Source organism: Enterococcus olivae, from assembly GCF_053760925.1.
In genome coordinates this window covers 1-26,320 of sequence record NZ_JBSMVT010000027.1, presented here as the reverse complement: position 1 = coordinate 26,320, position 26,320 = coordinate 1, and the positions used below count along the sequence as shown (strand labels likewise).

Below are 26,320 nucleotides of genomic sequence, written 5' to 3'. Positions count from 1 at the left end.
GCAGTTTCAAAAAATTGGTTAGTTGCTCATTGTCGGCTTCCTCTTTTCTTTAGAATTACATCAAGAATAACATAGAAAGAAAAGGTTTACAACGAAGGGAGCGCTCATTTTCAGCCTTTAGTAGGAGTGAGTTTCCTTCTATGGCAGGAGTAAAAAATAACTGAAATTTGTTACACTTTTTCTAAGAGATGAGGAGGGGGAAGAAAAATGAAAGAAAAGCTGGATATACGATTGGTTTTAGGGTTGGCACTGTTGGCACTTATTCGTCCATTTTTGAGTATTCTAGGAATTGCTGACTTGCTAGGAAAACCTTTAGTTAGCTTGGGAACCACACTGTTGCTCACGCTGGTCTGGGTATTTGTGGCAAAGAGCAAGGCAGAGGATCCGTTGTTGACACTGGCTGCAACAGGACTCGTTTACGGAGCTATGGCTATTTTTCTTAGTGCCGTACTGTCACCAATGATACTAGGACAACTGCAAGGACCTACTTTGAGTATTCGGGCGATCATCAGCGTACTGATCACCAATTTACTTTGGGGAGCATTAGCAGGGCTGCTGGCAAAAGTTTTACAAACACTAAAAAAGTAGCTGAGTGAGTTTACTCAGCTGCTTTTTTATATGTTCACCCTATGTCCACTAGACTCAATCACAGATACTAAGGCATCAAAGCTCAAAAAGACGGTGGCCGTATTGTCATTGGGGTGGACGCCAATCAAAGGGAGATTGACTAACTCTGCATCGGCATAAAAGGTGACGGCTTGCGTCAGATCATTTAATAAACCTAACGGACTGACCGAACCTCGGGTCAGTCCTAAGTATTCTTGCAACCGTTCTTCTGAGCCAAAAGAAAGCCGCGTGGAGCCGATCTGTTGCTGCAACAGCTTCAGATCGACTGTTTTTGCAGCATCACAAATGAATAAATAATAGTGACTACCCTTAGCGTTTCGTAAAAACAAATTTTTCACGACCACACTGTTTTTTGGAAAAGCCACAGGTACTGTTTCTAGGGCAGTATAAATTGCCGGATGTTCAATCAATTGATAGGAAATATTCAAATGCTCCAAAGTATTTAAAACAAATTGTTTTTGCTCTGTCATCTTTCTCCCTCTAATCTAAAATTTCATTTTCGCCACGATCCTTCAGTTCCTTCAAATGAGTCCGCATCTGTTGAATGACTTCTTCTGGATGGCGTTCCCAGGTTGCCAGTTCAGCAACGATCTTTAGTGGCTCCTTTGAACGATAGGAGCGTGTAGGATTTCCAGCAAAACGTTTGTCCGTCAGATTCGGATCATTTTCAAATGCGCCCTGTGGTTCTACGAGATAGATCCGCTCCGCTTCGGTACCAACAGCTAACTCAGCACCCCATTTCGCAGCATCCAAGGTTGCGGTGAAGTAAATATGATTAGAGACACGATTCTCTTCAAAGTTGGAGTCATGTTTGGGTGTCAGTAGCTCGCCTAGTTGCAAAGGTATTTTAGTTCCATGGAAAAATGGTCCTCGATCTAAAACGTCGTGCGTGTCCATTAGCAATCCCTCCATGTTAAGTGAATGTCCTAAGCATACTCTCTTCAGAAGAAAAATCAAAGAGCATTTTTACATAAAGTTTACCGACAAGACAAAAGCCATATAAAGTTTATGTATTTTGTACAGAAATTTTTCAGAAAATAAACAATACAGACTTACAATATAGCTTAGGATAGTTGCTATTAGAGAAACACAAACTATTCAACAAACTTAAAGAGAGAACATTTCGGAGGAAAAAAATGAAAAAAACAAAATTTTTGTTGACCTTTGCAGCAACAGCAAGTCTTCTAGGACTGGCAGCGTGTGGAAACGGCAGTAATGGCAATAGTGCAGGTTCAGACGATTCAGAGAATACAGAACCAGTAACAATCGAATATTGGCACGTCAATGCAGACACACAGGGTGGTCAAACGGTAAACAAGCTGGTCGAAGACTACAATGCTTCTCAGGATAATGTAGAAGTAGTCGCTAAATTCAATCCAGATATGTACAAAGGATTGATGCAGAACTTGCAAGCATCGGTTGCTTCGAACACAGTTCCTGATGTGGTACAAGTTGGTTGGGCCTTCAAAGATTATTTTGCTGAAAACTTCGAATATATTGACCCAACGGATCTGGTACAAGAAGTTGAACCAGAAAATGGCGATTATTTTGACAAATACTTTTTGGACAACATCATGCAGTTGGCTGAAAAAGATGGAAAATATGTCGGTGTACCGTATTCATTGAGTAACCCAGTCTTGTATCTAAACAGAGATCTGTTAAAAGAAGCGGGCTTAGATGAAAATGGACCGACGACGTGGACGGAATTAAAAGATTTCGCCAAAACGATCAAAGACGAAACTGGCAAATACGGTTTCTATCTACAAGAACCTGCGGACAGCTGGGCAACTCAAGCGTTGTTAGAAAGTAATGGCGCGAACGTGATCACTGACGGGAAAGCAACCTTTGCTTCTTCAGAAGGTGTCGAAGCTTATCAATTATATCAAGACATGGTTGTAACCGATGAATCAGCACTGCATTTACCTTGGGAGCAAGGTGTACAAAGCTTTATTGATGGCAATGTTGGGATGGTCTTCACAACGATTGCTCAACGTAACAATATCCAAAGTAATTCGGAATTTGACGTGACAGCAGTAGAATCTCCATCATGGGAAGGCAAAGAATTGAAACTTCCTGCGGGTGGTGCGATGTTAGCAGTTACTTCTCAGGATCAAGAGAAAAAAGCAGCCACTTGGGACTTTTTGGAATACTTGTATAGCGTCGAGTCAATGGCTGAATGGACCAAAGGAACGGGGTATGTTCCTCCAAGAAACGATGTTGCTGAAGCTGAAGATGGCTTGAAGCAATTCCTAGAGGAGAATACCATGATGGCGCCAGCGATCAAGCAAATGGATGGCATGGTCAGCTGGACAGCCTTTCCAGGGGATGCTGGCTTGGAAGCAGAACAAAAACTATTAGATATGCGTGATAAAATCTTATCCGGCAGTGATACTCAAAAAACAATGGAAGAAACACAGGATGAGATCAACAAGTTGATGGAATAAGAACACTAGAGCACGCGGAAAGGACGGTTTCCTGTGTGCTCTGTTCTTTGTAAAGGAGTTTGTCTATGAAAAAGTTTCAACATTATTTAGGATATATTTATCTTTTTCCAGCCTTGGTGATCTTAGCAGTCTTTGTGATATATCCGTTGATCTATACGATCTACCTTAGTTTTTTTGACTGGAATATGGTGGCACCTACCAAAGATTTTGTCGGCTTTGCCAATTATCAAAAGATGCTGACAGATCCGATCTTTCATAAAATTTTAGGGAATACACTGCTCTATACGATTTTGTTTGTTTTATTTAGCTGCTTGTTCCCGTATGTGGTTTCTTTTTTGATGGATATCGTGATCGTCAAGGGTAAAGAGCTTTACAAACCGATCTTTTTTATACCAGCAGTGATTTCGTTGGTCGTGGCTTCCATGGTCTTTACTTGGATTCTCAATCCTGTTTCGGGACCGGTAGCGATCATTTTACAATCGATTGGAATCAAAATGCCGATGTGGACCAATCTTAACGGCTGGGTCATCAGTGTGATCGCGGCGATCACTTCTTGGAAAGTCTTTGGTTACAACTTTATCGTGATTTATGCAGCAATCGCTGGGATCGACAGAGAAATGATCGATGCTGCCAAACTAGACAAGGTACCTACTTGGAAAATTTTCTTCCGGATCGTGCTACCAATGAGTAGTTCAACAGGAATCTATCTGTTGATCATGACAGTCGTTCAGGGGTTGCAGTATGTCTTCACACCGATCAAAATCATAACCAAGGGTGGACCAAACAATGGGAGTTCCAATTTGATTTACTATACCTATCAAAAAGCTTTTGAAATGTACAGAGTCGGTGAATCTTCGGCGATTTCTGTGCTGACACTGCTGATCTTCCTGCTAGTACTGATTTTTACCTTCAAGTACATTGAGAAGGGAGTTTACTATGAAAATTAATAAACGTTTTTGGGTCCATGTGCTGTTTATTGTGATTTTGCTGGTGATTGCTTATCCATTGCTGTTTATCCTAGCGAATTCTTTTAAACCTTTGAAAGAAGCCTATCATACGATTTTGAGCTTGATCCCGGCAAACTTTACATTTAGTAATTTCACCTATTTGTTTGACAACTTGCCATTGCTGAAGATTACTTGGAATACCTTCTTTGTTGCAACAGTGATCACGGTAGTCAAACTGGCCGTTGCCTTTTTTGCGGCTTATAGCTTTACCTACTGCCGGATCAAAGGGAAACAGTTCTTGTATCTGTTTATCATTGCCACCTTGTTTATTCCGTTTACAGTCTCGATGATCCCCAATTATTTGCTGATCACTAAAATGAATCTGATCGATACGTCATGGGGAGTGATCTTGCCTCAGTTTGCTGATGCGATGGGGATTTTCTTGTTGACTCAAACCATGAGAGGCATTCCTAAGTCATTGTTAGAGGTGGCAGCACTCGACAATATCAGCCAAGGCAAGATCATGTTGAATGTGATTTTCCCATTGACTAGACATGCGATCACTTCTACCGGAATTTGGTTTTTCATCACTTCATGGAACGAGTTCGTTTGGCCGGTACTGATCTTGAAATCGATCGATCAATACACCTTGCCGCTGGCGATGCAAACCTACATTAGTTCCGAAGGTGGGACTAACTTTACTGTAGCGATGGCGATCAGTCTGATCACGATGTTTGTACCACTCGTACTATATATTATCTTTCAGAAATACATCATTGGCACCTTTGTATCTGCTGGAATCAAATAGGAGAAGAATATGGGAAAAGAAATTAGACTTGCACAGATATCAAAAAAATATGGAGAAAATGTGATTCTCGAAAAAATCGATTTAGAGATCGCAGCAGGCGAACGTATCGTCTTATTAGGTCCTTCAGGTTCAGGAAAATCTACGCTATTGCGAATGATTGCTGGACTAGAGGAGATCGCTGGTGGCGAATTGTATTTAGGCGATCAGCTGGCGAACGATTTGGAATGCGGCGATCGTGATATTGCGATGGTGTTCCAGAATTATGCCTTGTATCCGCATATGACTGTCACTGACAATATTGTCTTTTCTTTAAAAGCGAATAAAGTACCTAAAGCTGAGGTCGAGCAACGTTTACATGAGTCACTAGAAATGCTGGATCTGCTACCTTACAAAGATCGCTTGCCTAAGGATCTGTCTGGAGGACAAAGACAGCGGACGGCTTTAGCGCGAGCGGTTGTGAAGCGTTCAGATTACTTTTTACTGGATGAACCACTGTCGAATCTGGATGTTCGTTTACGTTTAGATGCACGGATGGAGCTAGTGAAGATTCATGACAAATACCAACAGACCTTTGTTTATGTCACGCACGATCAGATTGAAGCCATGACTTTAGCTCACCGTATCGTTTTACTCAACGAAGGAAAAATCCAGATGGTCGATACCCCACGCAATGTTTACTTGCGTCCAACCAATGTTTTCACGGCTACGTTTATTGGCTCACCGGGAATGAATATTTTTGATGGAAAATTTCAGGGTACGTCAGTCACTATTGAAGGTCAGTCGATTGCTTTATCTGAGGATTGGCAAAACTTATTGGCTAAACAAGGTCAGCAGGAATTGCTTGTAGGAATTCGTCCAGAGCATTTCATCCTCTCTAAAACATCAGGAGAGCTGAAGGCGCAGATCGTTTATCGTGAATTATTAGGTCAAAGCTATGCGCTGACCGTCAAAATGGGCGAAAAAACCTTTATTGTACTCAGTGAAGAGGACCACTGGCAGGTTGGGGATACGGTATGCCTACAGATTCCAGCGAAACGCCTGCATTTCTTTTCAAAAGAAACACAAACGAATCTAGGTTATCCATTTGATCTAGAGAAAGGGGACAACATCCATGAAGTTCTTACATCTGTCTGATACGCATGTTCGTGTTGATTATCAAGGCAATGCGTTGACTAGTAAAATGTTCAATCAAGAAAGTAATCCTGTTTTAAGACTAAGACAACTATTAGAGGATGCTAAAAAGGAAGATTTTGATTTTGCTTTGGTTACAGGAGATCTAGCGCACGAAGGGGAACTGGCTGACTATGAGTTGTTCAAACAAACCTGGCAGGAGCTTTTGCCGGAAGTCCCTTACTATTTTTGCCGAGGCAACCATGATCGTCGAGAGGTCTTTTTTGAAGCGATGGCGGTTCAGGGCAATGAAAACGATGAGTATATTGCTTGTGATGTCGTGAATGGCTTACGGATCATTCGTTTGGACTCCGCTCAGGATGCCCACCACGAAGGCAAGATTTCGGTTGCTCAAATGGAGCAATTGGCTGAATGGTTGCAGGAACCTGCAGAAAAAGGCACAATTTTATTGCAGCATCACCCTTTAGCTTGGGAAGAAGAAGGCATTGCTACTGAAGTACCGAGTGGTTTTGAAGAAGTGATCGCTAATAGTGATATTCTAGGAATTTTTGTTGGACATATCCATCAAGGCACCACGATTCAGTACGGTGGAAAAATGCAGCACATGGCGGAAGCCATCTCTTTTGGTGTGGATGAATATCCAGATGTTTCCATTTTTACAAATCGTACGGGTTACAATAGCTGTTCCCTTACCAAGAATGGTTTGTTTGTCTACCATCATTATTTATCTCCTCAACAAACCGTGATTGGTAGTCTTAAGAAACCATTTGAAGGTAATTTTTAATGGAAAAACGTCATAGTCAACGTCACAGGATATGTGGCGTTTTTCTATTTATTCAAAAATAGATTTTCTTCGATTTTTGTGTCATGATAAATAGACAAGTAGATAAAAAAGAAAAGAGGGCGAGAAGATGGACACATTGCGAGATATTTTCCCAGAGGATGAGCAATACGATAGATTCAAACAAACGGAAGTCGAGGCTTTGGTGTTTTCTTTTGAGGATCTAGGTGAACTGCCGATAACAGCCAGCAAAGCAGGGGGGATCGGCTATTTGCCAAAAGCAGAAGCGTACCCTACAAATGCTGAAGGTCAACCATTGACTTTGCTAGCACAGATCAACTTTGCAGAGATGCCGTCCTTGACTCCCTATCCGGAGACAGGAATTTTGGCTTTTTATGTGGACGGCTTTGACGATTTGATCGGTTTAGATTTTGATCAGCCGACCAATACATCTGGGTTTCGGGTTCTATACTTTGAAGAGATAACAGCCGAAGCGTATTCTCAAGCAGAGATCGTTGCCTTGTTTGCTCCTTATGACGACGAGGAACAATTTACGGTTGTTGATACCGAACTAAAAATGACCGGAACCATCGAAAAGCGGTATTTGTCAAGAGATAGTTACGATTTCAAGAACGTGTATGGTGTCGATTACTACGAGTATTTTGAGGAGCAGTTTGGAGACGCTGCCGATGATGTTATGGATGCACTTTTCGAGCTCGATCATCACAGTGGCAGTCAAATGGGTGGTTACCCTTTCTTTACACAGGAGGATCCACGTAAGTATGCTGATGAGGTGACCCATACGGAGCTGTTATTCCAGCTAGATACGGATCAATCCGGAATCATGTGGGGAGATTCAGGTGTCGGAAACTTCTTCATTTCAAAACCAGATTTGGAATTACGAGACTTTTCCAATGTGATGTATAATTGGGATTGTTACTAAATCAAGAGACAGGGTGAGGAAATGAGCCGACTAGCAGAATATCAACAAGCGATTTACCAAAACAAAGTGGATCATGGATTCAACGTGAGCAATGTGGAAAAAGAATTTCTACTGTTGTATGGTGAGGTTGCAGAAGCCTTTGATACCTATAAAAAGAAAGAGGGGATCGGCGAGAAATTGGCCGATGTAGCAATCTATCTTTTAGGTCTCTCTGAAATTTTAGGGATTGATCTGGAAACAGAGATCCAACAGAAAATGACGATCAATAGCAAACGTGTCTATCAAAGAAATGCGCAAGGATATGCTGACAGGATCGACGAATAGTAGAGAAAATTTCAAAATGGTACCCAAATGAGCCATCGATTCCTAGTTTGGGTATTTTTTTCTTACTATACGGATGGCGAATGACTAAAATAGTTTTTGTTTTAGGACAAAAAAGCATGATTATTGACTACTTTATGAGTATAATAAGGGTATGTTATTTATAATAAAGGGGGATAATTATGAAAAATAAATTCTGGTTATCGATTTTTGTAAGCATGTCATTAATCGTCTTGGTCGCTTGTTCAAATGAAGCTTCAGAAGAGGTAGACAGTTCCACGGAAACTATCGCTACAGAACAATCATCCACAGAAAGTGTCCAGTCTTCAGCAAGCGATGAATCCACTGAATCATCCAGTCAAGAAATATCTTCAGAAGAGAGTGAAGAAGAACCTGAACTGGTAACGGTCAATGAAAGCGAAATATTGAATAATGAGTATCGCTCGTTAAATGGAACCTGGACCAATTCTGACGGCTATCAATTGGTATTCGAAGATGGAACGGTGACCGTTCTAAATGACGATTCAAACAGTCAGTATTCGTTAGTCAATCCCCAAAAAATGAGTAACGTCATTTACTTATCTTTTGATCCTGCTCCTGCACCAAATGGTATGAATCTCATGATTGCCATGGAAGGAACGACTCCGGAAGGAACTGGTCCGAATGGAACGGATGGAACTGATTCTAATTTTGATAGGATCATCATGGGAAACAATGGAGGAACATTGCTATTTGCTCCTGAAGCAGATGGAGGAATACCGGAAACGGCGTATTATAAAGACGAAAATCAGTAAAGCAAAAATAAAAGGGAATCAAACGAGCGATTGATCCATGAAGATCGCTCATTGATTCGCTTTTTTCTGCGTTTAATTTTTGAAGGTTGTTTTTTATCAAATTGTTTATTCGTTCAGAATACTTTTCTGCTGAAAATCATGATGAACAATCTCTAATAACTCAAAGGTTTCGTCCTCATGGTAAGTGAACTTCAAAATACCACAGTTACTGAGCCGGATATTTTTCTTAGGCTCCGGGCTCCAGTACTGCATAAAATGCCGACAGAAAGCTCCGTGTGAAACGGCTAAAACAGTTGTTCCAGCAGTGTTTTTCATCATTTGGGTCAGCGTTTGTACCATCCGCTGCTCTAACTGAGCTTCACTTTCACCACCAAAGGGAACGAAAAATTCGCCATAGGGTGCTGCAGGCTGCAGGACACAAGGTTCTCCTTCAAAAAGTCCAAAATGCCATTCCTTCAACCCTTTCAAACGAGTGTAAGGTAAATCAGTCACACATTCCAAGGTATCTGCAGCTCTCTCAGAGGTTGAACAATGGGCATCATCAAAAACAATCTCATTGTTTTTGAAATACTCTTTGGCTATTTGTGCCTGTTGAAGACCTGTTTCTGTCAAAGGAGAATCACAAGCGCCTTGTATTTTATTCAGTTGATTGAATAAGGTTTCTCTATGTCGCATCAAGTACAATGTTTTTTTCATTCCTTCGCCTCGTTTCCGTGTCATTCTATTGCTATGTTATCACAAGTGTTTCGCCGATCGATGCCTATTTCCTCTTTTGCAGGAAATCATTTATCCAAAATTTTTGCCTGAAAGAGCTATGTTATACTGAATAAAAAAGGAGGCGGGCCGATGTCGATCCCTGCATATGAACCATTAAATACATTGAAAAAAGTCGATCAAAACATCTGGATCGTAGACGGTGAACGAATCAACATGGCTGTTGGGCCTCTGGGAGTTCCTTTTTCGACCAGAATGACGATCATTCGATTAAAGGATGGTTCTCTGTGGTGTCATTCACCGATCAAACCGACAGCTTCCTTATTGGCGGAAGTTGATCAGTTGGGTGAAGTCAGACATCTGATTTCACCCAATAAAATCCACTATGCATTCATCGGGGAATGGAAGCAGCACTATCCGCAAGCGACTACTTGGTCCAGTCCAGGTGTCGAAAAAAGAGCTCGTTCACAAAAAATATCCGTAGTTTTTGATCAGCCTTTGGAAGAAAAAGCTCCTCGTATTTGGCAGTCGGAGATCAAACAGCTGCATTTTAAAGGTAGCTTGGCAGTAGAAGAAGTTGTTTTCTTCCATAAAAGCAGTCAAACGCTGATTTTGACAGATCTGATTGAGAACTTTGAACCCCAGCGTAGCAGTTTTTTCTGGCGTGTCGTTCACCGGCTTGCCGGAATCGCTGATCCTGACGGTCGGACACCGATTGATTTTCGGATGACTTTTACGGGAAGAAAAAAGCAAGCTCGCCAATGCTATCGGCAAATGCTTGCTTGGCAACCGGAGAAGATCATACTTGCTCATGGTCGCTGGTATGCAACTAATGGGACAGCCGAGCTTCAACGAGCTTTTCGTTGGTTAGAAAAAGGAAAGAAAAAATGATTGAATTGACCCACTATCTTTTGATAATTTTCAAGAGGTCTTACATTTGACGGTTGGTGAGAACCAAGAAGAATTTGTCGAAACACCGGCATACACTATCGCCTTGGCTTAGGCTGGTTTGATGGAGAAGGCGCCAGAAAAATTGTTTGTGATCCTGGATGAAAAAATTCCTGTCGGTCTGGTTCTTTATGGAAAAAGCGAAGTTGCCGAGCATGAACCAGAATTATTCCCAAATTATACAGCTGTCTATCGAATGTTTGGCTTTTTTATCGACCAAACCTTTCAAAAGCAAGGTTTTGGTAAGCAAGCACTAAGGAAAGTGCTTGAAGAGATACAGGCAGAAAATCTTGCGAGATTACCGATCACTCTCGAAGTGAAGGGACAAAACACTGTTGCTCAAGCATTCTATCAAGAGGCTGGTTTTCAAGATACCGGCGTACGTTACAATGACGATCTGGTCTATGTCCGCTTTTCAAAATAAAAAGTCTTACTCCGATTTGTGGTTGGAGTAAGACTTTTTTACTTGTTTTTCAAAGTAAGTTCTAATTTGACAGGTTGATGGTCGGTGTATTTGAAATCTTTATCGATCACCTGCACCTGATCCACTTCTAAATTATCAGAAAGGATAAATCCATCGATCACATAAACCTGTGATGTGGCATAATCGCCAGTGTAGGGTTGATTCAACAGGCGAGTCGTTGGATGTGTGTCATCAAAGACAAAAGAAAAATGTTCTGGAAGATCAGCGTTTAGCATCGCACCTGGAAACCATGTTGCATCTTCTGTCTTGGGAAATTCACGACTGTCTTCAAAGGTCTGATTAAAATCACCGCCTGCAATGACATAATTTCCTTTTTGGTATTCAGCTTCCAAAAGTTCGGCCAGCTTTTTGCTTTGAGCGATCTTTCCCTCGCCACTGTCGTAAGCCTCAAGATGCACATTGAAGAGAACCAATTCTTTCTCACTGTCTTTGATCGGTAAACGAGTCTCCAACAGCCCGCGTTTTAAATTAGCTGCTCGAACAGGCCAAGAAAAAGGAACCGGTAAGGCGATTCTTTGGGCTTCGCTAATATCCAGTTGGGTCAGGGTAGTCAGCCCACTTTCCACCCGACCAATTGGAGGGAAGGGATAAGGGACATAGTCCACCTTGAAATTATAGGCAAAGACACTGTTCAAAGACAACGCTTCTTTTAAGAAGACTTCCTGATCGATTTTATAGGAGCGTTTGGAATAACGATCGACTTCCTGCAGCAAGTAGACATCGGCCGGATGCTCTTGAAGTGTTTCAACAATGCCTGTTAGGTTGTTTTCAACGGTTTGCGTGTCCTTTGGTTGTACGCCTTTTCCACCATCCATAAAGAAATCCGCCTGCTCATCTAAACCGGCATAACCGATATTGTAAATCATCAGGGACAGGTTTTCTTGATCTAAGACCTGTTCGCTACGGGGAGGTTCGATCCCTTCGATTGCCGCTGGTCGATACTCACGGATTGAAAGATAGGCAACACCTAAGAATACGATTGCTAAAACCAGTAATAGTAAAGAGCCTAAAAATTTTAATGTTTGTTTCATAAAACCTCGTCCTTTATCCTTCTATAGACTCTCATTGTAGCCTATTTTGAAACAATTCGAAACCGATAGACGTTGAGGTCTATTTAACTAGTCGATGCTCTTATCGATTACTGAACGCAAAGCTTTTTCTCTCAACAATATTGTATCGACCTGATTTTGTCTTTCATATCCCTGGACTAGTACATTGCACAAATACAGCTGGGAAATGATTCCAGCCAAAGAACCACCGTCCAGAAATTCTTCGATCGCTGTTTGTAAAACAGTATCACTCAGCTTGGCAATCGGTGAGGAAAGATAATTGGTCACTGCAATGATCGTTGCACCGTTGTCCTTAGCAATCTTCATGGAGTCGTACGTGTCCTTCGTCCGTCCGCTCAAAGAAAATCCGATCACTACATCCTCTTCATTCAGTAAAGAAGCCGACTGTGCTTGAAAATGGGGATCCGTCACTGCTTTACAATGAACCCCGACACGTAGAAACATATTTTCCAGATTCATACTAGTATTGCCACTTGAACCCACACCAAATACGTAAAGATGACGTGCGTCTGTGATTGCTGAAAGAGCACGGATCAATTCATTCTCATTGATCAGTTGTCGAGTAGAATTCAAGGCATCGAATAGCCGATCCAGTACGTGATCATAAAAGGTGTTTTCTTCGACTGGTTGACTGCGACTAAAGTCTTCTTTAGCAATTTCTATTTTCAAGTCTGCAAAACCTGAAAATCCTAATTTCTGACAAAAACGAACGATCGTTGCATCTCCGACTTGAGTCATTTCTTTGATATCGCTCATGGTGGAATAGATCGTTTTTTCTTTGATTTCAAGTAAATAATCCGCTATTTTTTTTTCAGATTTCGTCAAGGTTGGATAATGTTCTTGTACAAGTTGAGTAAATTTCATAAATGTTTGTCCTCTTCTGCTTAATAATTCTATTATAGCGCATTCAAAAAAAGAAATCATAGTTTACAAAAAAGAAATCACATGATAGAATTCATGACATGGAGTTAAACTCCATTTATAAAATAGTATTGGAGGTAAAAAGGAGCATGGAGAAAGTAGAGCTAGTAAAACAGATGCAAAGTGGGGTGATCGTTTCCTGTCAGGCGCTTCCAGGAGAGCCTATGTATACTGAAAAAGGTGGGGTGATGCCATTGTTTGCCCTAGCTGCTAAGCAGGCAGGCGCGGTTGGGATTCGAGCAAATTCGGTCCGAGACATCCAAGAGATCAAAGAAATCGTCGATCTGCCCATGATTGGAATCATCAAAAGAGAATATCCGCCGCAGGAACCATTTATCACGGCTACGATGAGAGAGGTTGATGAGCTAGTAGCAACTGGTGTCGAAGTGATTGCTTTGGATTGCACGTTACGGGAACGTCATGATAGCAAGCCGATTGCTCAATTTATCCAAGAAATAAAAAATAAATACCCTGAGCAATTATTTATGGCAGACATTGCGACCTTTGACGAAGGTATAAATGCTTTCCAAGCAGGCATCGATTTTGTAGGAACCACTTTGAGTGGGTATACAACAGAGAGCCTGGATGCCGAAAAGCCGAATATTCCGTTAATAGAACAATTGACAGCGGAAGGGATTCCTGTAATCGCAGAAGGCAATATCCAAACACCAGAACAAGTCAAAAAAATCAAAAAAATAGGTGTCGCGGGAATCGTTGTTGGTGGAGCGATTACCAGACCAAAAGAAATCGCAAGTCGTTTTATTGCTGCTTTTAACGAATAGAATAGGGGGAATGAAAAATGTTTAAAAAGTTTTCGCAAATTGGTAGAGCAATGATGTTGCCGATTGCTATCTTGCCAGCTGCTGGGTTATTGTTGGGGTTGGGCGGTGCTTTAACGAATGAAAGTGCCCTGATTGCGTATCCGTTTTTAGATCAGGCTTGGCTACAAACGATCCTGAGTATCATGCGCTATGCAGGAAATGCAGTTTTTGCAAATTTGGCCCTCATCTTTGCGATCGGTGTTGCTGTCGGCTTGGCAAAAGGGGATAAAGGAACAGCAGGTTTAGCTGGCGGGGTTGCCTATCTTGTTTATACAGCTACCATCAGTGGATTTTTGCAATTGTTTTCTGAAGTGGATGCCACGATCGATACCGGAGTAGTCGGTTCGATTGCTGTTGGTAGTACGGTTGCTTTTTTACATAATAAGTATCGTAAAATCGAGCTACCACAATTTCTAGGTTTCTTTGGCGGTTCACGCTTTATACCGATCATTTCTTCCTTTGCGGCAATTCTTCTGGGAGCATTTTTTTACGTTATTTGGCCACCGATTCAAAATGGTTTGGGTACTTTGGGAGAAAATATCGCGCAAATGGGTAGTTTGGGAACATTTTTGTATGGTTTTCTGCTACGTTTGACTGGTGCAGTGGGCTTACATCATACGATTTACCCATTGTTCTGGTATACGTCACTAGGAGGAACGGAAACCGTAGCTGGTGAAGTGATTTCAGGAGCACAAAATATTTTCTTCGCACAATTGGCAGATCCAAATCATACGGGATTATTCACTTATGGCACACGTTTCTTCGCAGGGCGTTTTGCTACGATGATTTTTGGTCTTCCTGCAGCTTGTCTAGCAATGTACCATTCGATTCCGAAAGTCAATCGTAAGAAAAATGCGGGTCTGTATTTCAGTGGAGCATTGACTTCTGCATTGACAGGGATCACAGAACCAATTGAGTACATGTTCTTGTTTGTTGCTCCATGGCTGTATGTGATCCATGCTTTCTTGGATGGCCTTTCTTTTCTGGCCGCTGATTTGTTGAATATTCGAATCGGTAATTCCTTCTCTGGTGGTTTTATTGACTATATGCTTTTTGGTGTTCTGCAAGGAAACGATAAAACGAACTGGTTGTTAGTCATTCCATTAGGGATTGTCTGGGCAGTAATCTATTATGTCGTTTTCCGATTTTTTATCACGAAGTTCAAAGTAGCCATTCCTGGCATGGAGACTGGGACAGAAGTGGTTGAAGCGTCATCATCAGAACCAAGCAGTCTGCATCAAGAAGCATTGATCATCATTCAAGCATTAGGTGGTAGTGAAAATATTGAATCGGTAGAAGCTTGCGCGACTCGTTTGCGCGTAGCAGTGACCAATGGTGGATCTGTGGATAAGGAAGCTATTCAAAGACTGGGTGCAACAGCTGTTTTTGAAGTTCAGGGTGGGATCCAAGCCGTATTTGGCGGCAAAGCGGATCTGTTGTCTCAAGAGATCAATCAGATTTTAGGGGAAGACGAGTAAAGCAAAATCAAAAAACATCGGAAAGAGTTTTTCCGATGTTTTTTAATTTTTGAGGAATCGTCCCTGTTGCGTCAATTTCTGTTTCATCAAGATCGAAAGTACCAAGAGACTGCCTAGGTAAAAATAAACCATCCAGCCACTGAATTGAGTGAAGGGATAATCAGCTAGAAACAGTGAATTGACGATGCTCAAAAGAAAGAGAAACAAAAAACAAGCGAGGTGTAGTTTGATAAAATAATCTAGTGCTTTTAACGCAAAACTATGCAGTCGATCCAAGTACTTTCGTTGATTCAAGAGGATCCAGACAAGCAGTCCATAATCCAGAAGCAGAAAGAGTAGAATCAAAGGCAGAGTGATTCCGTTGCGAGATATAGCAAACCAAAAGCCTTGGAAAAAATACTCGATGCCGAGAGAATCATCCATCTGATAAGGAAGATACAAGACCAAAAATAGAGGAATGACCAAAGAAAGAAACGGCAGCAAAGCAAAGATGACAGGAAAAATTGCTAACTTTCGAATAAATTGATCCCAAGAGTCCATTTTTAAAAAGTTCATCGAATTGAAATTCATCGAGTGCTCCTTTCAGCGCTTTCTTTTTATTATATATTAAGCGTTCTCTAAAAGAAAAAAACTAGTCTGAACTGTGGCAGACTAGTTTACTTGTTTAATGCTGAATGTATTCCAAGATCAGTTCAAAAGTATTACGGATGGCATCGACATGTGTACGCTCCATGCCATGACTGCTGGCAACTCCCGGACCGATCAGTGCGGCTTTAATATTGGCACCACCGCTCAGGGCAGCCGAAGCATCACTGCCGTACATTGGGTAGATATCCACGGCATAATCTAGTTCTTTTTTCTTGGCGTAATTGACCAAGCGAGTTGTCAGATCATAGTCATAAGGACCGGATGAATCTTTGGCACAGATGGAAACATCGTATTCGGTACATTCTAGATCTAGTCCGATGCATCCCATATCGACAGCCAGTAATTCGGTAATATCTTCAGGAATCCAAGAAGCTCCATGACCGACTTCTTCATAAGTGGAGAAAATAAAGGTTAGATTGGTCGCCGGCTCAAGCTGTTTTTGCTTTAGAGTAGCCAGAATACTAACCAAAATCGCGACAGAAGCTTTGTCATCCAAAAATCTTGATTTGACGAAACCGGAGTCGGTAACGACAACTTTTGGATCATAGGCGACGATATCACCGTTTTGGATGCCTAGCGCTTGGACATCTTCCTTGCTTTCGACGCGTTCGTCCAGCTTGACCACCAAGTTATCGATGTCTCGAGCTTTGGTCGAAGCATCAGTGAAGACATGAATCGACGGTGAGTTGGACAGGATTGTTCCAGTATAGACCTTTTCATCACGAGTGATGATGTCGCAGTATTCACCATCAAGTGTCGGAGTTAGTGGGCCGCCCAATTTGGTCAAAGCTAGGGTTCCGTCACTGTTGATCGAGCGAACCATCAAGCCCAGAGTGTCAACATGGGCACTCATTCCGCGGGTTTGCGTGGTATCCTTACCCGCGACTTCCACGATCAGGTTACCCTTGGGAGTCGTTTTAGGCTGATAACCCAGCTTTTCGACGGTCTCTCTGACAAAATCGATTGCGTGTTTGGTGTAACCTGTTGGACTGTTGATCGAGAGTAATTCAACTAAAAATGACACGGTTTCTTCTTTGTTAAACATGAAAAATCTCCTTTTGATAATGATTGTTTTTTTACAATATAGCATAAGAAAGAAGCAAACATCAAACCAGCACATTCAAGGCTAGCCGAGATTCTCCTGCTCTTCAAGTGCTTCTAAATGAGCCAAGTGTTTTCTGCCCCAGCTACGCATCGATACCAACAGTGGAATCAAGCTAGATCCGTAGTCAGTGAGGGAATATTCGACTTTGGGTGGTACCTGCTGATAAACTTTTCGATAGACGATCTGATGAGCTTCCAATTCTCTAAGCTGCGAGGTCAGCATTTTTTTGGTGATCTCCGGAATCGATCGCTGCAATTCACTAAAACGCAACTTGTCCGTTTCCATTAAATGAAACAAGATGATTGGTTTCCATTTGCCAGAAATAATATCTAAGGCTGTTTGTAATTCCTGACACGTTTCTCCTTGATAAGTGTTCATATTGCCACTCTCCTTTCAAATAATCCTTATTTATCAAATGGTTTCCTAAAAGTAACTAGGTTTAAATAAAGTACCTTATTCCCAAAAGGAAACTTTGGTATTAGTATAAACCTAGAAGCCAAATGACACAAGAGCGTCTTTGGTTCGGAATCATTACAGGAAGTACACGTGATGTACGTGTGAATTTACAGGTAGCAGAGTGGGTCAAAACTTTTGCTGACGCACGCGGTGTTGAGGCAACATTTGAGATCGTGGATATCAAGGAAACCGGTTTGGGGCGATTCAACGAAGCAATCCCACCGTTGATGACCGATCAGAACTATGAAAACAAAGCACAAAAAGCTTGGTCCGAACAAATCGATCAGCTCGACGGCTTTATTTTTGTGACACCAGAATACAATAAGAATTTCCCATCTGCTTTGAAAGATCATTTGGATTATTTAGGAAAAGAATGGCATCACAAGGCAGCGGGGATCGTCAGCTATGGCTCAACCTTAGGAATTGCTGCTTCATTGGCACTACGCACAACGGTTTCTAATTTAAAAATCGCCACAGTGGAACCACAGGGAGCATTTAGCTTGTTCAACGATTTTGAAAATATGACAACATTCAAACCGATGGCGGTCCATGAACCTCGTTTTGGGGAAATGATCGATGATGTCGTTGCTTGGTCAACAGCATTGAAAACGGTGAGACACTAATTTTTTTCGAAAAAGGAGAGAGCGAATGAAAACGTTGGTTTTAGTTATCCATCCGGATTTATCCTTTTCTAGGGGGAACCGGACATTGGCAGAAGCGATTCCGCAAGTCTTCTGATGTGACGATCCATGATCTGTATGCGGCGTATCCTGATGGCCAGATCGATGTAAAGGCAGAGCAACAACGAATCAATCAGCATGATCGTGTGATTTTACAGTTTCCTTTCTACTGGTACAGTGCACCGCCATTACTGAAAAAATGGTTGGAGGAAGTTCTTACTTATGGTTGGGCATACGGTTCGACTGGAAGCAAGTTACAAAACAAAGAGATCATGGTTGCCGTGACAACCAGAGTGGATCAAATCGGTTATTCAGCAGAAGGTGATGTAAAGTACACGGTCCCTGAATTGTTGCGTCCCTTAGAAGCAACCAGCCATTTTGTAGGTGCCCAATTCTTGGAGCCCTTTGTTTTATATGGTGTTGAGCATCATTCCGAGGAGCAATTACAGGAAGCTGCCCAAAATTATGTAGAATATGCTTTAAAAGAATGTTAAATAAGATTGATGAATAAAAAACAGGAGCCAAGAGAAAATCAGAAAAGATTTTCCTTGGCTCCTGTTTATGTTAGCTGATTAGTCGGCGGCTTCCATCACTTGGATGAATTCGCGCATGTAATCTGGTAGATCAGGTGGTCTTCGACTTGAAACGATATGACCATCTGAAATAGCCGGTGTATCTACCCAAGTTGCTCCAGCATTCGTCATATCATCTTTGATACCAGGTGTACTTGTGACTGTTTTTCCTTGTAGAATATTTGCTGAGATCAGTACCCAACCTGCATGACAGATTTGTCCGATCGGTTTTTTGTGGTCATCCATGTGTTTGACCATTTCGATCACTTCTGGGAAGCGACGTAGCTTGTCTGGAGCCCATCCTCCAGGAACCAAGATTGCATCATAGTCTGCAGGATCGATCTCTGAAAAAGCATAATCTGATTCTGCGGGAACACCGTATTTCCCAATATAAGTTTTCTTGGCTTCTTCTCCGACCAGGTCTACTTGTGCACCTTCTTCACGCAGACGGTGAACGGGATACCACAGTTCTAAGTCTTCAAAGTCAGTGTCGACTAAGGCGATGATTTTTCGGTTTTCTAAACGCAAAACAATCCCTCCAATTCTTCTTAATGCTACCTTTAGTCTAACAGAAGAAAGTAAAAATAACGATTGATACGATTTATTTATCGAAGTTTTCCATGATGAATAAGCAGGTTTGAACCATGGCTTCCTCAGAAGGCTGTAGACCGTCGTCGATCCATCGAGCCAGCACATTGTAAAAGGCGCCGCTCCAAAAAATCATGTCGTAACGTGTCTCCAAGGAATCTTTTGCCACTTGTGAGAGCATTTGTTCAGTGATCGCATCCAAAATAACATGTCCGAAGCCGGCTTTTTTTACAGCAGTGAAAGCTTGCGCATGTTTTCGAACGGTGACAAAAAGCGTGCGCCAGTAGATCTCTTGTTCCGAAAGAAAAGAATAAGTAGCGATCGTTCCATTAATCTCCTGAATCAGTTCTTGAAGCAGGGCCTGCAGAATCTCTTCTTTTGACTGATAGTTACGATAGTAGGCAGTCCGCGAGACTCCGGCTCGTTTGACGATCTCAGAAATCGTAATTTCATGAAACTCTTTTTGTTCCATCAATAGAAGCAGTGCCGATTCGATCGCTTCTCTGGTTAGTTTATTAGATTCTTGATTGGATAGACGAAGCATCTCATGCTTGTCATTTTTTGCTATCGACATTACAATTCCTCCATTTTTGTTCAGTCCGATTGTCCTTGAATTGACAATCATTTTCCGTGTTGTTACACTTGTCTTGACGTTACAAGTGTAACATTCGGAGCGGAAAAAGTCATCAAAAAGGAGTATTTATGGAAGCAATCACTTTAAGCAACGAGCATAAAGATATTTACAAAGTCAAGGAGCTTTATCAGAAAGCATTTCCCAAAAATGAACGTATCCCGTTTTGGTTTTTGATCCATCGCACCAAGCAAGTAAACGTTGAATGTGTAGCTTATTATGATCAGCAGGAGTTTGTAGGATTTACCTATCTGATCGAGCATCAGAAGATTACCTATGTATTTTATTTAGCGATTTGCGAGTCAGCACGTTCAAAAGGCTACGGATCGGTCATTTTGGATGCAGTCAAGTTGCGAAAGAATCACCGAGTCGTCTTGTGTATTGAAGCAACGGATGTGCCATCAAAAAAAAAAAACAGCGTGAAAAACGCAAGGATTTCTATTTGAAGAATCACTTTCAACCAATGGACTGGTATTTGCTGGAAGCCAACGAGCACTTTGAACTATTAAGCTATGGCGGAAAGGTCGCGGTCAAAGAATTTTTGGCGGTAGTCAAAAGTTTTGCGGGTAGCTTTTTATATCTCTTTGTAAAGCCTCGAACTTTTTCAGCAGATTCATTTTCCAAAGACTCGTGACGAGAGCTGTTCTAAAGAAAACCTCTCATTTTGTTTGGTATAATAAGTATAACCAGTAAAAGAAAGTCAAAAAATGAGGTGTAAAAAATGATTCATTTAAAAGCAATCGATCAAAGTAATTACAAAGCGTGTATTCAGTTGAAAACTACGACTGATCAAAAAGATTTTGTCGCAGCTAACTGGTATTCTCTTTTGGAAAGTCAGTTTGAAGAGCAACGTCAAGCGTTTGGTATTTATCGAGAAAATGAGATGATAGGATTTATCATGTTCAGCTATTACGATGCGGATGAACAGTATCCTGTCGATTCTTGGTGGATCGAGCGTTTGATGATCGACCAGCGTTTCCAAAACAAAGGATACGGTAGGAAAGCATTGCAAAAAAGTATCAAATGGTTTGAACAAAATCTCAATCAAAAAGAGCTACGGATCTCTGCAGTCTTTTCCAACGAAGCTGCCCTACACTTGTATGAATCTTTGGAATTCGTACGTACGGGGGAAGAAATTGATGGCGAAGCAGTCTTGTTAAAGAAATTCTAACAAGTCTCTTTTCATACTTGAGCCCGATGCTTTCAAGCGCTTACTGTTGTAAAATAAAAGTAAGAAGATGTTATAAGGTAAAGAGAAGAAAAGAGGGGGACAAAATGAAAGGATACGTGGAAGATCGGATTTGGATGATGAGCAATTTTATTTTGGCATTGTTCTTGTTGCTTGTTGCGGTCACGACAGATCAACTGATCGTTGGTATTTTGTTAGGAACCTTATTGTATCTCCCTATTAGAAAAGTTGTACGTACCTTCTATTGTCCAAAGAAAAAAGTAACGTAAAAGAGGAAGCAACTGTCGGTCACTTAGACAAGCAGTTGTTTCCTCTATTTTTATTTATTGTGCCGGATGAGTCTCTTTTTGATCAACCAACGATCGACAAGGATAGCACAAAACACTAATACGATCGAGGAAAGGATAAAAGTCAACCAAAAGGAAGGCGTGCTTAGAATTTCAGTGAAGGTAAGCATAGTGTCTTCAAAACTTGGTGTATACAAGTGTTTGGTTCTAAAAAAGAGAAAGTGGAATAAAAAATTGCCCAGCAGTATAATGATGACTTCTTTATAGTCAAACTCTGAAAGAATCTTCTTCATTGTGTTACCTCCGCTTTCTTTTAATGGTACTCCAAAAAGAAGGGGGGAGTCAAAATGTTTACTGAAAACAGTTACCTCAATAAATGCACGTTGTTAACCTAGAATAAACGCTCATCACAGTAGAGGGAAATACCATCTGCTACAACGAGCGTTATCGCTCCTACACTTAGTTCAAAACTTTGAGGATCAACCAAGCAGCAAAGCCGATGACTGGCACAAAGCTAATCAGTTTCAAAATCAGATCCATACCTTCAAATCCATAGATATACAACAGTAGACTAGCTGTTGAAAGCAGAATACCCACGATCTTTACAGAGACGGGTACGCCAGAGATCAGGAAAAGCCCGATTGTAGCAAAAATCAATCCACCAACAACATAGCTCATAAATTCAGTATCCAAAAAATTGACTGGATACTGATAACCTCCCCAAACGATTGTCAACAGTGAGACAACAACTAGACAGATTCCTAAAATAGACCATCCATTCATAGTATTTCTTCCTTTCTTTTTTTTGTGAATGAATAAAAATATAAATTCATTCATTTTTATTTTTTAAAATAAGGGAATCTGAGATCCCCCAGTGATGCTAGTTTTCTGTGAAAACACCTTTGATAAAATATTTGACCAGTGTCCAAAGAGCTTCGCTGTATCCTTCAAAAGAATCATCTGTGACATGACAGTCAATAAAGTAGATTAGATCATACACCTTGAGCAATTTTTCGGTCAATTTGGCGTCGAATTGTTTTGCTGCAAGTCTTTCTCGAAAAGCCTCAACTAAAAAATGATGAAAGGCATAATTTTCACTGTTTTTTTCTTTCAAATAATAGTCATGTAGTTTGTCGGCAATTGCAGGATTGCTCCATTCCGACAAAATTTTATTGTTAGAGGTATAGGTGATGGAATAAGTGAACAATTCATCGATCACATCGACAGGTTCGCCGTCCCAATTGATTTTGTTGATGATCGTATTTCGAATCATTTCATTCTCAGCTTCATAGATCTCAATAAAGATCTCTTCTTTCGATGGATAATATTTATAGAACGATCCAACAGCGATCCCGGCATTTTTGGCGATCGCAGCAACATTGGTTTCTTTGTATCCCTGTCTCAAAAAAACTTGGTGAGCGGCTTCTTTTAGCGCGAGTTTTTTGTCTTCGATCTTCAAGCCCTCCTTTTTTTATCTTTTATGAATGAATTAAAAATATTATTCATTCATAGTATCTCATAGAATCTATGTAGCGTCAAGATATCCTTGATGGCAGTCAGCGTGATCGTAGAAAAAAACGCAACAATGTATTGGGTTTTCTGATTGTCAAAGCATTGGCAGGAAAGAAGGGAACTACCAAGAATACGAGACTGGAAAAAAAGACAAAACCCAAAAAAGCATAGATCGGATCAACGAAGGATGTAGACAAGGGGCTTTGGTAGATAGCATAGAGCGGCTTGATCACGACATAGTAGTACAGAAAATTGCTCCCCAACCAGAGAAGCATGAGTACCAGAGTTCCTCTGCCCCGCAAGCCCACATCTCGCAACCGGCGCAAGAGCAAGCTGAGAAAAGGAACGAGGATCAACGTAGCTAAAAACAGCAAAAAAACCGAGGAAACGATCCAGACTAAATTCACCACGACAGTCAATTTCGAATAGCCTAGCATAGAAAGGAGTAAAGCCAGACTCAAAAGCATAAAAAAGGCAACGATAGTCACTAAAAATAAAATCGTCCACCCGTAATCCACTCGGTTTGTCCGACCGTTGACATCCAGTGCACGACTAAAAAAATCCTTGACTGCCTGCAGAAATCGTTGCTTTTTGGTAAAAGTTTGATCGTCGTCCATCCGTAAGCCTCCAGTGAGTTTGTTGTTCATTATTTTAACATAAATTGATTTGCTACGTCTCACTCAAAAATAAGAGGTTGTTCAGTAATTTGATACTTTACAGAGGATTATTTTAGAATCAAACAAATATTATGAATGATTCATTAACTTTTAATCGTTTCGTAAGCGTTTTTGTTCGGAATTTTCTATTGATTCTTAATTTCAATCTTGTTATGATGTCTGAGTAAGAAAAACCATATATTTCCGGTGATAGGGTCCGGAAGTCTCTACAAGTCGCCCGTAAAGTGACTTACTATGGCAAAGGTCTTGTTCAACCTTCTGCCAGCTTGTGGATTTTTCTATTTGAAGGAGGAGAACAATGAAAACGAAAATCGATCAATTTTTTGGTATCACAAAATCAGGATCCACGTACAAACGTGAATTTACAGGAGGTCTAACGGCATTTTTAGCGATGTCTTATGTTATCTTTGTGAATCCAATCATTCTGGGACAAGCAGGAATGCCTCAGGATGCTGTCTTTATGTCAACGATCCTTTCATCAGCAGTCTCGATGTTGATCATGGGTCTTTGGGCGAAATTCCCTCTAGGTCTGGCACCGTGTATGTCGATGAATGCGTTCTTTGCGTATTCTGTTGTGTTGCAAATGGGTAAATCTTGGCAGGAAGCACTTGCCTGTGTCTTGGTATCATCTATTTTATTTATTATTCTAGCACTGTCAGGACTGCGTTCAAAAATCATCCAAGCGATTCCCGTCTCCGTTAAACAAGCCGGTACTGTGGGCTTAGGTATTTTTATTGCTTTTGTTAGCTTCAAAAACTCAGGGATCATCGTGCCGGATGAAGGAATGTTCATTACATTTGGTGGTTTTCACGATCCGAATGTCCTGATTGCCTTCTTTGGTATTTTGACGGCTGCTTTTTTCCTGGTGCGTAAAAATCAGTATGCGGTCTTCTTGGGAATGATCGGTGCTGCGTTGTGTGGGTTGTTTATTCGCTTTGGTGCTTCTATGGATTGGTTCTCTCTAAGTGAGAGTGCAGTAGCTTCTTTGCCACAGTTGCCTGCAGGATCACCTGTCGTTCTTCCAACGGTACCGATGGAATCCATGTTGAATGAAACTTTTTTAGTAGCATTTAAAAATCTGGATAAAATGTTGTCTGCGGATTCGATCATCATTATTTTGACGTTCTTATTTTTAGATTTCTTTGGAACCGCAACGACGCTTTCTGCTGCTGCGACCCAAGTCTCTGACATCAAAAATGAAAACTTTGAAAATAATACGCGTATCTACAGTGCAGATGCGATTGGGACATTTTTTGGTTCGATCTTTGGAACGTCCAATTTATCTACCTATATTGAATCTGTATCAGGAATCATTGCTGGTGCAAGAACTGGACTGATGAGTGTGGTTGTCGCTGGCTTGTTCTTGCTATCGACCTTCTTTTATCCGATCCTGTCATTGGTGACACCGGCTGTAACGACACCTGCGATGGTGGTAATTGGTATTTTCATGATGCAAAACATTACGAATATTCGTTGGAGAGAAGGCTTTGAAGAGATCATTCCTGCCTTCTTAACGATCGTAATGATGCCATTGACTGGTTCGATCGCGTTAGGTCTAGTACTAGGCTTCCTATCCTATGAGATTTGTATGATCTTTGCCAAACGTACAGCGGAGATCTCGCCATTTATGCACATTATTTCGCTGATTTCAGTAGCGTACTTATTTACGCTATAAAATTAAAAACGAAAAATTCTGACAAGAGGCGTCTCTTCTTGTCAGAATTTTTTTATACTCGTTAGACGCGAACGTTTAATGAGAGTTATCTATTTGATGTGATCTGTCTCGGTATTTGGCTTTTTTTTAGGAACGCCGTATGTGATAAAGAATATAGGTCACTCATTTGCCTGTGAAAAACTCATACACAACACATTCTTAACAAGGATTTTACAGCATCTTAATTTGTTGTCGTTAGAATGGAAGTAGAGGAGAGGATGAAATGAAAAAGAGATTAGAGCTTCTCAGCTTTACAATTGCTGTTGTGTTCGTATTGTTTGGTTTATTCAGCTATTTGTTGCTGCTGCTTAATCATGTCTCATTGTTGCCGGGGCTACGCAGTTTGATAGTGAGTGCCTTGTTCGTGCTTGTTGTTTTGCGAATCAAAGTGGATTGGAAACATTCAGGGATCTGGATGTTGGGTCTCTTTGCCTTTTTAGCGATGTTTTTAGATGTTGCTGGCAACGAACTATTCAACAAACCACTGGAATGGTTTTTCAATGACGGGCAGCACCAGTTTCAGATCATTCGCGACATGTACACTTATGGAAGTGCGATGAATTTTAATTATCAGTTTGCGTTGGTAAACAATCAAAGCAGCGTCATTGATACAGTCAGTTTAGTCTGGATTTTTCTGTTTCGTTTTATCCAGTATTTGCTAATTGGTGCAGGTTTGTTGACACTGACTGGTGGGGTACGCAAAATTTGGAGACAGTATCGTTTGAAAGTGGAGAAATCCTTGCCGATCAATGAGTCTCTATGAGTTTACAATCAAATAAAAACAAGGCAGTACAAGACAAGTAAAAGGTTTTGTACTTTTTTTGTGTCTACTCAGAAAGATTTGCTGGGAACTTTTGCCTGTGATAGACTTTTGTACATAGAATCTTTGAGAGATAAATATCTTACCTGAATAATTCATAGCTCAATATTTAATCTATTTTATCGAACGAATAACCTATTTTGAAATAAGGTCAGGTATTTTCTCTAAAAATAATCTGTTTTCAGACTGTATACTCTTGGATAAAGCTT

At 41.0% G+C, this 26,320-nt stretch carries 34 protein-coding genes and 1 riboswitch; of the genes, 21 read left to right on the top strand and 13 right to left on the bottom strand.

Translation table 11 applies throughout. The annotated features are described in order from the left end of the window. The first annotated feature begins 207 nt into the window (after nt 1–207). Nucleotides 208–588, top strand: coding sequence for a hypothetical protein (locus ACWODM_RS13715; protein WP_455321937.1), 381 nt, complete (start codon nt 208–210; stop codon nt 586–588). Nucleotides 589–614: 26 nt separating this feature from the next. On the opposite strand, the gene ACWODM_RS13710 is transcribed toward ACWODM_RS13715, so the two are convergent. After that, nucleotides 615–1,097, bottom strand: coding sequence for a prolyl-tRNA synthetase associated domain-containing protein (locus ACWODM_RS13710; protein ID WP_455321936.1), 483 nt, complete (start codon nt 1,095–1,097; stop codon nt 615–617). A gap of 10 nt (nt 1,098–1,107) precedes the next feature. Beyond that, entirely contained in the window at nt 1,108–1,524 is a 417-nt protein-coding gene (gene arr / locus ACWODM_RS13705) for an NAD(+)--rifampin ADP-ribosyltransferase (protein WP_455321935.1), read from the bottom strand. Between the two features lie 239 nt (nt 1,525–1,763). Here arr and ACWODM_RS13700 point away from each other — a divergent pair, with 239 nt between their 5' ends. The 8 genes from ACWODM_RS13700 (at nt 1,764) to ACWODM_RS13665 (ending at nt 8,796) form a co-directional block, all read left to right on the top strand. After that, nucleotides 1,764–3,071 carry an ABC transporter substrate-binding protein gene (locus ACWODM_RS13700; RefSeq protein ID WP_455321934.1) on the top strand — a complete coding sequence of 436 codons (1,308 nt, stop codon included), beginning with the start codon at nt 1,764–1,766 and terminating at the stop codon, nt 3,069–3,071. Between the two features lie 65 nt (nt 3,072–3,136). Beyond that, nucleotides 3,137–4,018, top strand: a complete 882-nt coding sequence (locus ACWODM_RS13695; RefSeq protein ID WP_455321933.1) for a carbohydrate ABC transporter permease — start codon at nt 3,137–3,139, stop codon at nt 4,016–4,018. Beyond that, nucleotides 4,008–4,826, top strand: a complete 819-nt coding sequence (locus tag ACWODM_RS13690) for a carbohydrate ABC transporter permease (RefSeq protein WP_455321932.1) — start codon at nt 4,008–4,010, stop codon at nt 4,824–4,826. Before ACWODM_RS13695 ends, ACWODM_RS13690 begins: the two co-directional genes overlap by 11 nt. A gap of 9 nt (nt 4,827–4,835) precedes the next feature. After that, a complete protein-coding gene (locus tag ACWODM_RS13685; protein ID WP_455321931.1) occupies nt 4,836–5,960 on the top strand; it encodes an ABC transporter ATP-binding protein in 1,125 nt (374 codons plus the stop codon). Next, nucleotides 5,938–6,741, top strand: coding sequence for a metallophosphoesterase family protein (locus ACWODM_RS13680; RefSeq protein ID WP_455321930.1), 804 nt, complete (start codon nt 5,938–5,940; stop codon nt 6,739–6,741). The genes ACWODM_RS13685 and ACWODM_RS13680 overlap by 23 nt, the downstream gene beginning before the upstream one ends. 127 nt (nt 6,742–6,868) lie before the next feature. Then, a complete protein-coding gene (locus tag ACWODM_RS13675) occupies nt 6,869–7,681 on the top strand; it encodes a YwqG family protein (protein WP_455321929.1) in 813 nt (270 codons plus the stop codon). 21 nt (nt 7,682–7,702) lie between these two features. After that, nucleotides 7,703–8,005, top strand: coding sequence for a MazG-like family protein (locus ACWODM_RS13670; protein WP_455321928.1), 303 nt, complete (start codon nt 7,703–7,705; stop codon nt 8,003–8,005). Between the two features lie 179 nt (nt 8,006–8,184). Next, nucleotides 8,185–8,796, top strand: a complete 612-nt coding sequence (locus ACWODM_RS13665; protein WP_455321927.1) for a DUF6287 domain-containing protein — start codon at nt 8,185–8,187, stop codon at nt 8,794–8,796. Between the two features lie 105 nt (nt 8,797–8,901). Here ACWODM_RS13665 and ACWODM_RS13660 read toward each other — a convergent pair whose 3' ends face one another. Next, the gene (locus ACWODM_RS13660) at nt 8,902–9,492 is read right to left on the bottom strand and encodes a histidine phosphatase family protein (protein WP_455321926.1); all 591 of its coding nucleotides are present in this window, start codon (nt 9,490–9,492) and stop codon (nt 8,902–8,904) included. 150 nt (nt 9,493–9,642) lie between these two features. On the opposite strand from ACWODM_RS13660, the gene ACWODM_RS13655 reads away from it, so the two are divergent. Both ACWODM_RS13655 and ACWODM_RS13650 read left to right on the top strand, forming a co-directional pair. Further along, nucleotides 9,643–10,401, top strand: coding sequence for a DUF4336 domain-containing protein (locus ACWODM_RS13655; RefSeq protein ID WP_455321925.1), 759 nt, complete (start codon nt 9,643–9,645; stop codon nt 10,399–10,401). 121 nt (nt 10,402–10,522) lie between these two features. Further along, entirely contained in the window at nt 10,523–10,882 is a 360-nt protein-coding gene (locus tag ACWODM_RS13650; protein ID WP_455321924.1) for a GNAT family N-acetyltransferase, read from the top strand. Nucleotides 10,883–10,920: 38 nt separating this feature from the next. Here the strand turns inward: ACWODM_RS13650 and ACWODM_RS13645 are convergent, their stop codons facing one another. Together ACWODM_RS13645 and ACWODM_RS13640 are read right to left on the bottom strand one after the other, a co-directional pair. Continuing rightward, nucleotides 10,921–11,973 (bottom strand): endonuclease/exonuclease/phosphatase family protein, encoded by a 1,053-nt coding sequence (locus ACWODM_RS13645; protein ID WP_455321923.1) that lies wholly within the window; start codon nt 11,971–11,973, stop codon nt 10,921–10,923. A gap of 87 nt (nt 11,974–12,060) precedes the next feature. Next, nucleotides 12,061–12,876 (bottom strand): MurR/RpiR family transcriptional regulator, encoded by an 816-nt coding sequence (locus ACWODM_RS13640; protein WP_455321922.1) that lies wholly within the window; start codon nt 12,874–12,876, stop codon nt 12,061–12,063. A gap of 146 nt (nt 12,877–13,022) precedes the next feature. Here ACWODM_RS13640 and ACWODM_RS13635 point away from each other — a divergent pair, with 146 nt between their 5' ends. Both ACWODM_RS13635 and ACWODM_RS13630 read left to right on the top strand, forming a co-directional pair. After that, the gene (locus ACWODM_RS13635) at nt 13,023–13,715 is read left to right on the top strand and encodes an N-acetylmannosamine-6-phosphate 2-epimerase (RefSeq protein WP_455321921.1); all 693 of its coding nucleotides are present in this window, start codon (nt 13,023–13,025) and stop codon (nt 13,713–13,715) included. A gap of 17 nt (nt 13,716–13,732) precedes the next feature. Continuing rightward, nucleotides 13,733–15,232: a PTS transporter subunit EIIC gene (locus tag ACWODM_RS13630; RefSeq protein ID WP_455321920.1), complete on the top strand. Its 1,500-nt coding sequence runs from the start codon at nt 13,733–13,735 to the stop codon at nt 15,230–15,232. 42 nt (nt 15,233–15,274) lie between these two features. Here ACWODM_RS13630 and ACWODM_RS13625 read toward each other — a convergent pair whose 3' ends face one another. From ACWODM_RS13625 to ACWODM_RS13615, 3 genes are all read right to left on the bottom strand, one after another. Continuing rightward, nucleotides 15,275–15,802 (bottom strand): hypothetical protein, encoded by a 528-nt coding sequence (locus ACWODM_RS13625; RefSeq protein ID WP_455321919.1) that lies wholly within the window; start codon nt 15,800–15,802, stop codon nt 15,275–15,277. A 94-nt stretch (nt 15,803–15,896) separates the two neighbouring features. Beyond that, nucleotides 15,897–16,925, bottom strand: coding sequence for a M42 family metallopeptidase (locus ACWODM_RS13620; RefSeq protein WP_455321918.1), 1,029 nt, complete (start codon nt 16,923–16,925; stop codon nt 15,897–15,899). An 81-nt stretch (nt 16,926–17,006) separates the two neighbouring features. After that, nucleotides 17,007–17,363 (bottom strand): winged helix-turn-helix transcriptional regulator, encoded by a 357-nt coding sequence (locus ACWODM_RS13615; RefSeq protein WP_455321917.1) that lies wholly within the window; start codon nt 17,361–17,363, stop codon nt 17,007–17,009. A gap of 122 nt (nt 17,364–17,485) precedes the next feature. Between ACWODM_RS13615 and ACWODM_RS13610 the strand changes: the two genes are divergently transcribed. Both ACWODM_RS13610 and ACWODM_RS13605 read left to right on the top strand, forming a co-directional pair. Next, entirely contained in the window at nt 17,486–18,064 is a 579-nt protein-coding gene (locus ACWODM_RS13610) for an NADPH-dependent FMN reductase (protein ID WP_455321916.1), read from the top strand. 116 nt (nt 18,065–18,180) lie between these two features. Further along, nucleotides 18,181–18,615 carry an NAD(P)H-dependent oxidoreductase gene (locus ACWODM_RS13605; protein ID WP_455321915.1) on the top strand — a complete coding sequence of 145 codons (435 nt, stop codon included), beginning with the start codon at nt 18,181–18,183 and terminating at the stop codon, nt 18,613–18,615. 78 nt (nt 18,616–18,693) lie between these two features. Here the strand turns inward: ACWODM_RS13605 and ACWODM_RS13600 are convergent, their stop codons facing one another. Together ACWODM_RS13600 and ACWODM_RS13595 are read right to left on the bottom strand one after the other, a co-directional pair. After that, a complete protein-coding gene (locus ACWODM_RS13600; RefSeq protein ID WP_455321914.1) occupies nt 18,694–19,221 on the bottom strand; it encodes a type 1 glutamine amidotransferase domain-containing protein in 528 nt (175 codons plus the stop codon). A 73-nt stretch (nt 19,222–19,294) separates the two neighbouring features. Beyond that, nucleotides 19,295–19,855, bottom strand: a complete 561-nt coding sequence (locus ACWODM_RS13595; RefSeq protein ID WP_455321913.1) for a TetR/AcrR family transcriptional regulator — start codon at nt 19,853–19,855, stop codon at nt 19,295–19,297. 128 nt (nt 19,856–19,983) lie between these two features. Here ACWODM_RS13595 and ACWODM_RS13590 point away from each other — a divergent pair, with 128 nt between their 5' ends. The 4 genes from ACWODM_RS13590 (at nt 19,984) to ACWODM_RS13575 (ending at nt 21,370) form a co-directional block, all read left to right on the top strand. Then, entirely contained in the window at nt 19,984–20,358 is a 375-nt protein-coding gene (locus ACWODM_RS13590; protein WP_455321912.1) for a GNAT family N-acetyltransferase, read from the top strand. Beyond that, a complete protein-coding gene (locus ACWODM_RS13585) occupies nt 20,355–20,546 on the top strand; it encodes a hypothetical protein (protein WP_455321911.1) in 192 nt (63 codons plus the stop codon). The genes ACWODM_RS13590 and ACWODM_RS13585 overlap by 4 nt, the downstream gene beginning before the upstream one ends. Nucleotides 20,547–20,633: 87 nt before the next feature. Continuing rightward, nucleotides 20,634–21,083, top strand: a complete 450-nt coding sequence (locus ACWODM_RS13580; RefSeq protein ID WP_455321910.1) for a GNAT family N-acetyltransferase — start codon at nt 20,634–20,636, stop codon at nt 21,081–21,083. Between the two features lie 104 nt (nt 21,084–21,187). Continuing rightward, the gene (locus ACWODM_RS13575) at nt 21,188–21,370 is read left to right on the top strand and encodes a hypothetical protein (protein WP_455321909.1); all 183 of its coding nucleotides are present in this window, start codon (nt 21,188–21,190) and stop codon (nt 21,368–21,370) included. A 477-nt stretch (nt 21,371–21,847) separates the two neighbouring features. On the opposite strand, the gene ACWODM_RS13570 is transcribed toward ACWODM_RS13575, so the two are convergent. The 3 genes from ACWODM_RS13570 to ACWODM_RS13560 form a co-directional block, all read right to left on the bottom strand. Then, the gene (locus tag ACWODM_RS13570) at nt 21,848–22,171 is read right to left on the bottom strand and encodes a hypothetical protein (RefSeq protein ID WP_455321908.1); all 324 of its coding nucleotides are present in this window, start codon (nt 22,169–22,171) and stop codon (nt 21,848–21,850) included. 97 nt (nt 22,172–22,268) lie between these two features. After that, nucleotides 22,269–22,847, bottom strand: a complete 579-nt coding sequence (locus ACWODM_RS13565) for a TetR/AcrR family transcriptional regulator (RefSeq protein WP_455321907.1) — start codon at nt 22,845–22,847, stop codon at nt 22,269–22,271. Nucleotides 22,848–22,944: 97 nt separating this feature from the next. Continuing rightward, nucleotides 22,945–23,517 carry a DUF805 domain-containing protein gene (locus ACWODM_RS13560; RefSeq protein ID WP_455321906.1) on the bottom strand — a complete coding sequence of 191 codons (573 nt, stop codon included), beginning with the start codon at nt 23,515–23,517 and terminating at the stop codon, nt 22,945–22,947. Nucleotides 23,518–23,730: 213 nt separating this feature from the next. Beyond that, nucleotides 23,731–23,832: riboswitch (purine riboswitch) on the top strand. A gap of 43 nt (nt 23,833–23,875) precedes the next feature. On the opposite strand from ACWODM_RS13560, the gene ACWODM_RS13555 reads away from it, so the two are divergent. Further along, nucleotides 23,876–25,252: an NCS2 family permease gene (locus ACWODM_RS13555; protein WP_455321905.1), complete on the top strand. Its 1,377-nt coding sequence runs from the start codon at nt 23,876–23,878 to the stop codon at nt 25,250–25,252. 262 nt (nt 25,253–25,514) lie between these two features. After that, entirely contained in the window at nt 25,515–26,054 is a 540-nt protein-coding gene (locus ACWODM_RS13550; protein WP_455321904.1) for a hypothetical protein, read from the top strand. Nucleotides 26,055–26,320: the final 266 nt, after the last annotated feature.

Excerpts from the sequence above, each read along its gene's own strand:
- ACWODM_RS13715 (WP_455321937.1), top strand. The coding sequence starts at position 208 with ATGAAAGAAAAGCTGGATATACGATTGGTTTTAGGGTTGGCACTGTTG.
- ACWODM_RS13710 (WP_455321936.1), bottom strand. The coding sequence starts at position 1,097 with ATGACAGAGCAAAAACAATTTGTTTTAAATACTTTGGAGCATTTGAAT.
- arr (WP_455321935.1), bottom strand. The coding sequence starts at position 1,524 with ATGGACACGCACGACGTTTTAGATCGAGGACCATTTTTCCATGGAACT.
- ACWODM_RS13700 (WP_455321934.1), top strand. The coding sequence starts at position 1,764 with ATGAAAAAAACAAAATTTTTGTTGACCTTTGCAGCAACAGCAAGTCTT.
- ACWODM_RS13695 (WP_455321933.1), top strand. The coding sequence starts at position 3,137 with ATGAAAAAGTTTCAACATTATTTAGGATATATTTATCTTTTTCCAGCC.
- ACWODM_RS13690 (WP_455321932.1), top strand. The coding sequence starts at position 4,008 with ATGAAAATTAATAAACGTTTTTGGGTCCATGTGCTGTTTATTGTGATT.
- ACWODM_RS13685 (WP_455321931.1), top strand. The coding sequence starts at position 4,836 with ATGGGAAAAGAAATTAGACTTGCACAGATATCAAAAAAATATGGAGAA.
- ACWODM_RS13680 (WP_455321930.1), top strand. The coding sequence starts at position 5,938 with ATGAAGTTCTTACATCTGTCTGATACGCATGTTCGTGTTGATTATCAA.
- ACWODM_RS13675 (WP_455321929.1), top strand. The coding sequence starts at position 6,869 with ATGGACACATTGCGAGATATTTTCCCAGAGGATGAGCAATACGATAGA.
- ACWODM_RS13670 (WP_455321928.1), top strand. The coding sequence starts at position 7,703 with ATGAGCCGACTAGCAGAATATCAACAAGCGATTTACCAAAACAAAGTG.
- ACWODM_RS13665 (WP_455321927.1), top strand. The coding sequence starts at position 8,185 with ATGAAAAATAAATTCTGGTTATCGATTTTTGTAAGCATGTCATTAATC.
- ACWODM_RS13660 (WP_455321926.1), bottom strand. The coding sequence starts at position 9,492 with ATGAAAAAAACATTGTACTTGATGCGACATAGAGAAACCTTATTCAAT.
- ACWODM_RS13655 (WP_455321925.1), top strand. The coding sequence starts at position 9,643 with ATGTCGATCCCTGCATATGAACCATTAAATACATTGAAAAAAGTCGAT.
- ACWODM_RS13650 (WP_455321924.1), top strand. The coding sequence starts at position 10,523 with ATGGAGAAGGCGCCAGAAAAATTGTTTGTGATCCTGGATGAAAAAATT.
- ACWODM_RS13645 (WP_455321923.1), bottom strand. The coding sequence starts at position 11,973 with ATGAAACAAACATTAAAATTTTTAGGCTCTTTACTATTACTGGTTTTA.
- ACWODM_RS13640 (WP_455321922.1), bottom strand. The coding sequence starts at position 12,876 with ATGAAATTTACTCAACTTGTACAAGAACATTATCCAACCTTGACGAAA.
- ACWODM_RS13635 (WP_455321921.1), top strand. The coding sequence starts at position 13,023 with ATGGAGAAAGTAGAGCTAGTAAAACAGATGCAAAGTGGGGTGATCGTT.
- ACWODM_RS13630 (WP_455321920.1), top strand. The coding sequence starts at position 13,733 with ATGTTTAAAAAGTTTTCGCAAATTGGTAGAGCAATGATGTTGCCGATT.
- ACWODM_RS13625 (WP_455321919.1), bottom strand. The coding sequence starts at position 15,802 with ATGAATTTCAATTCGATGAACTTTTTAAAAATGGACTCTTGGGATCAA.
- ACWODM_RS13620 (WP_455321918.1), bottom strand. The coding sequence starts at position 16,925 with ATGTTTAACAAAGAAGAAACCGTGTCATTTTTAGTTGAATTACTCTCG.
- ACWODM_RS13615 (WP_455321917.1), bottom strand. The coding sequence starts at position 17,363 with ATGAACACTTATCAAGGAGAAACGTGTCAGGAATTACAAACAGCCTTA.
- ACWODM_RS13610 (WP_455321916.1), top strand. The coding sequence starts at position 17,486 with ATGACACAAGAGCGTCTTTGGTTCGGAATCATTACAGGAAGTACACGT.
- ACWODM_RS13595 (WP_455321913.1), bottom strand. The coding sequence starts at position 19,855 with ATGTCGATAGCAAAAAATGACAAGCATGAGATGCTTCGTCTATCCAAT.
- ACWODM_RS13590 (WP_455321912.1), top strand. The coding sequence starts at position 19,984 with ATGGAAGCAATCACTTTAAGCAACGAGCATAAAGATATTTACAAAGTC.
- ACWODM_RS13580 (WP_455321910.1), top strand. The coding sequence starts at position 20,634 with ATGATTCATTTAAAAGCAATCGATCAAAGTAATTACAAAGCGTGTATT.
- ACWODM_RS13575 (WP_455321909.1), top strand. The coding sequence starts at position 21,188 with ATGAAAGGATACGTGGAAGATCGGATTTGGATGATGAGCAATTTTATT.
- ACWODM_RS13570 (WP_455321908.1), bottom strand. The coding sequence starts at position 22,171 with ATGAATGGATGGTCTATTTTAGGAATCTGTCTAGTTGTTGTCTCACTG.
- ACWODM_RS13560 (WP_455321906.1), bottom strand. The coding sequence starts at position 23,517 with ATGGACGACGATCAAACTTTTACCAAAAAGCAACGATTTCTGCAGGCA.
- ACWODM_RS13555 (WP_455321905.1), top strand. The coding sequence starts at position 23,876 with ATGAAAACGAAAATCGATCAATTTTTTGGTATCACAAAATCAGGATCC.
- ACWODM_RS13550 (WP_455321904.1), top strand. The coding sequence starts at position 25,515 with ATGAAAAAGAGATTAGAGCTTCTCAGCTTTACAATTGCTGTTGTGTTC.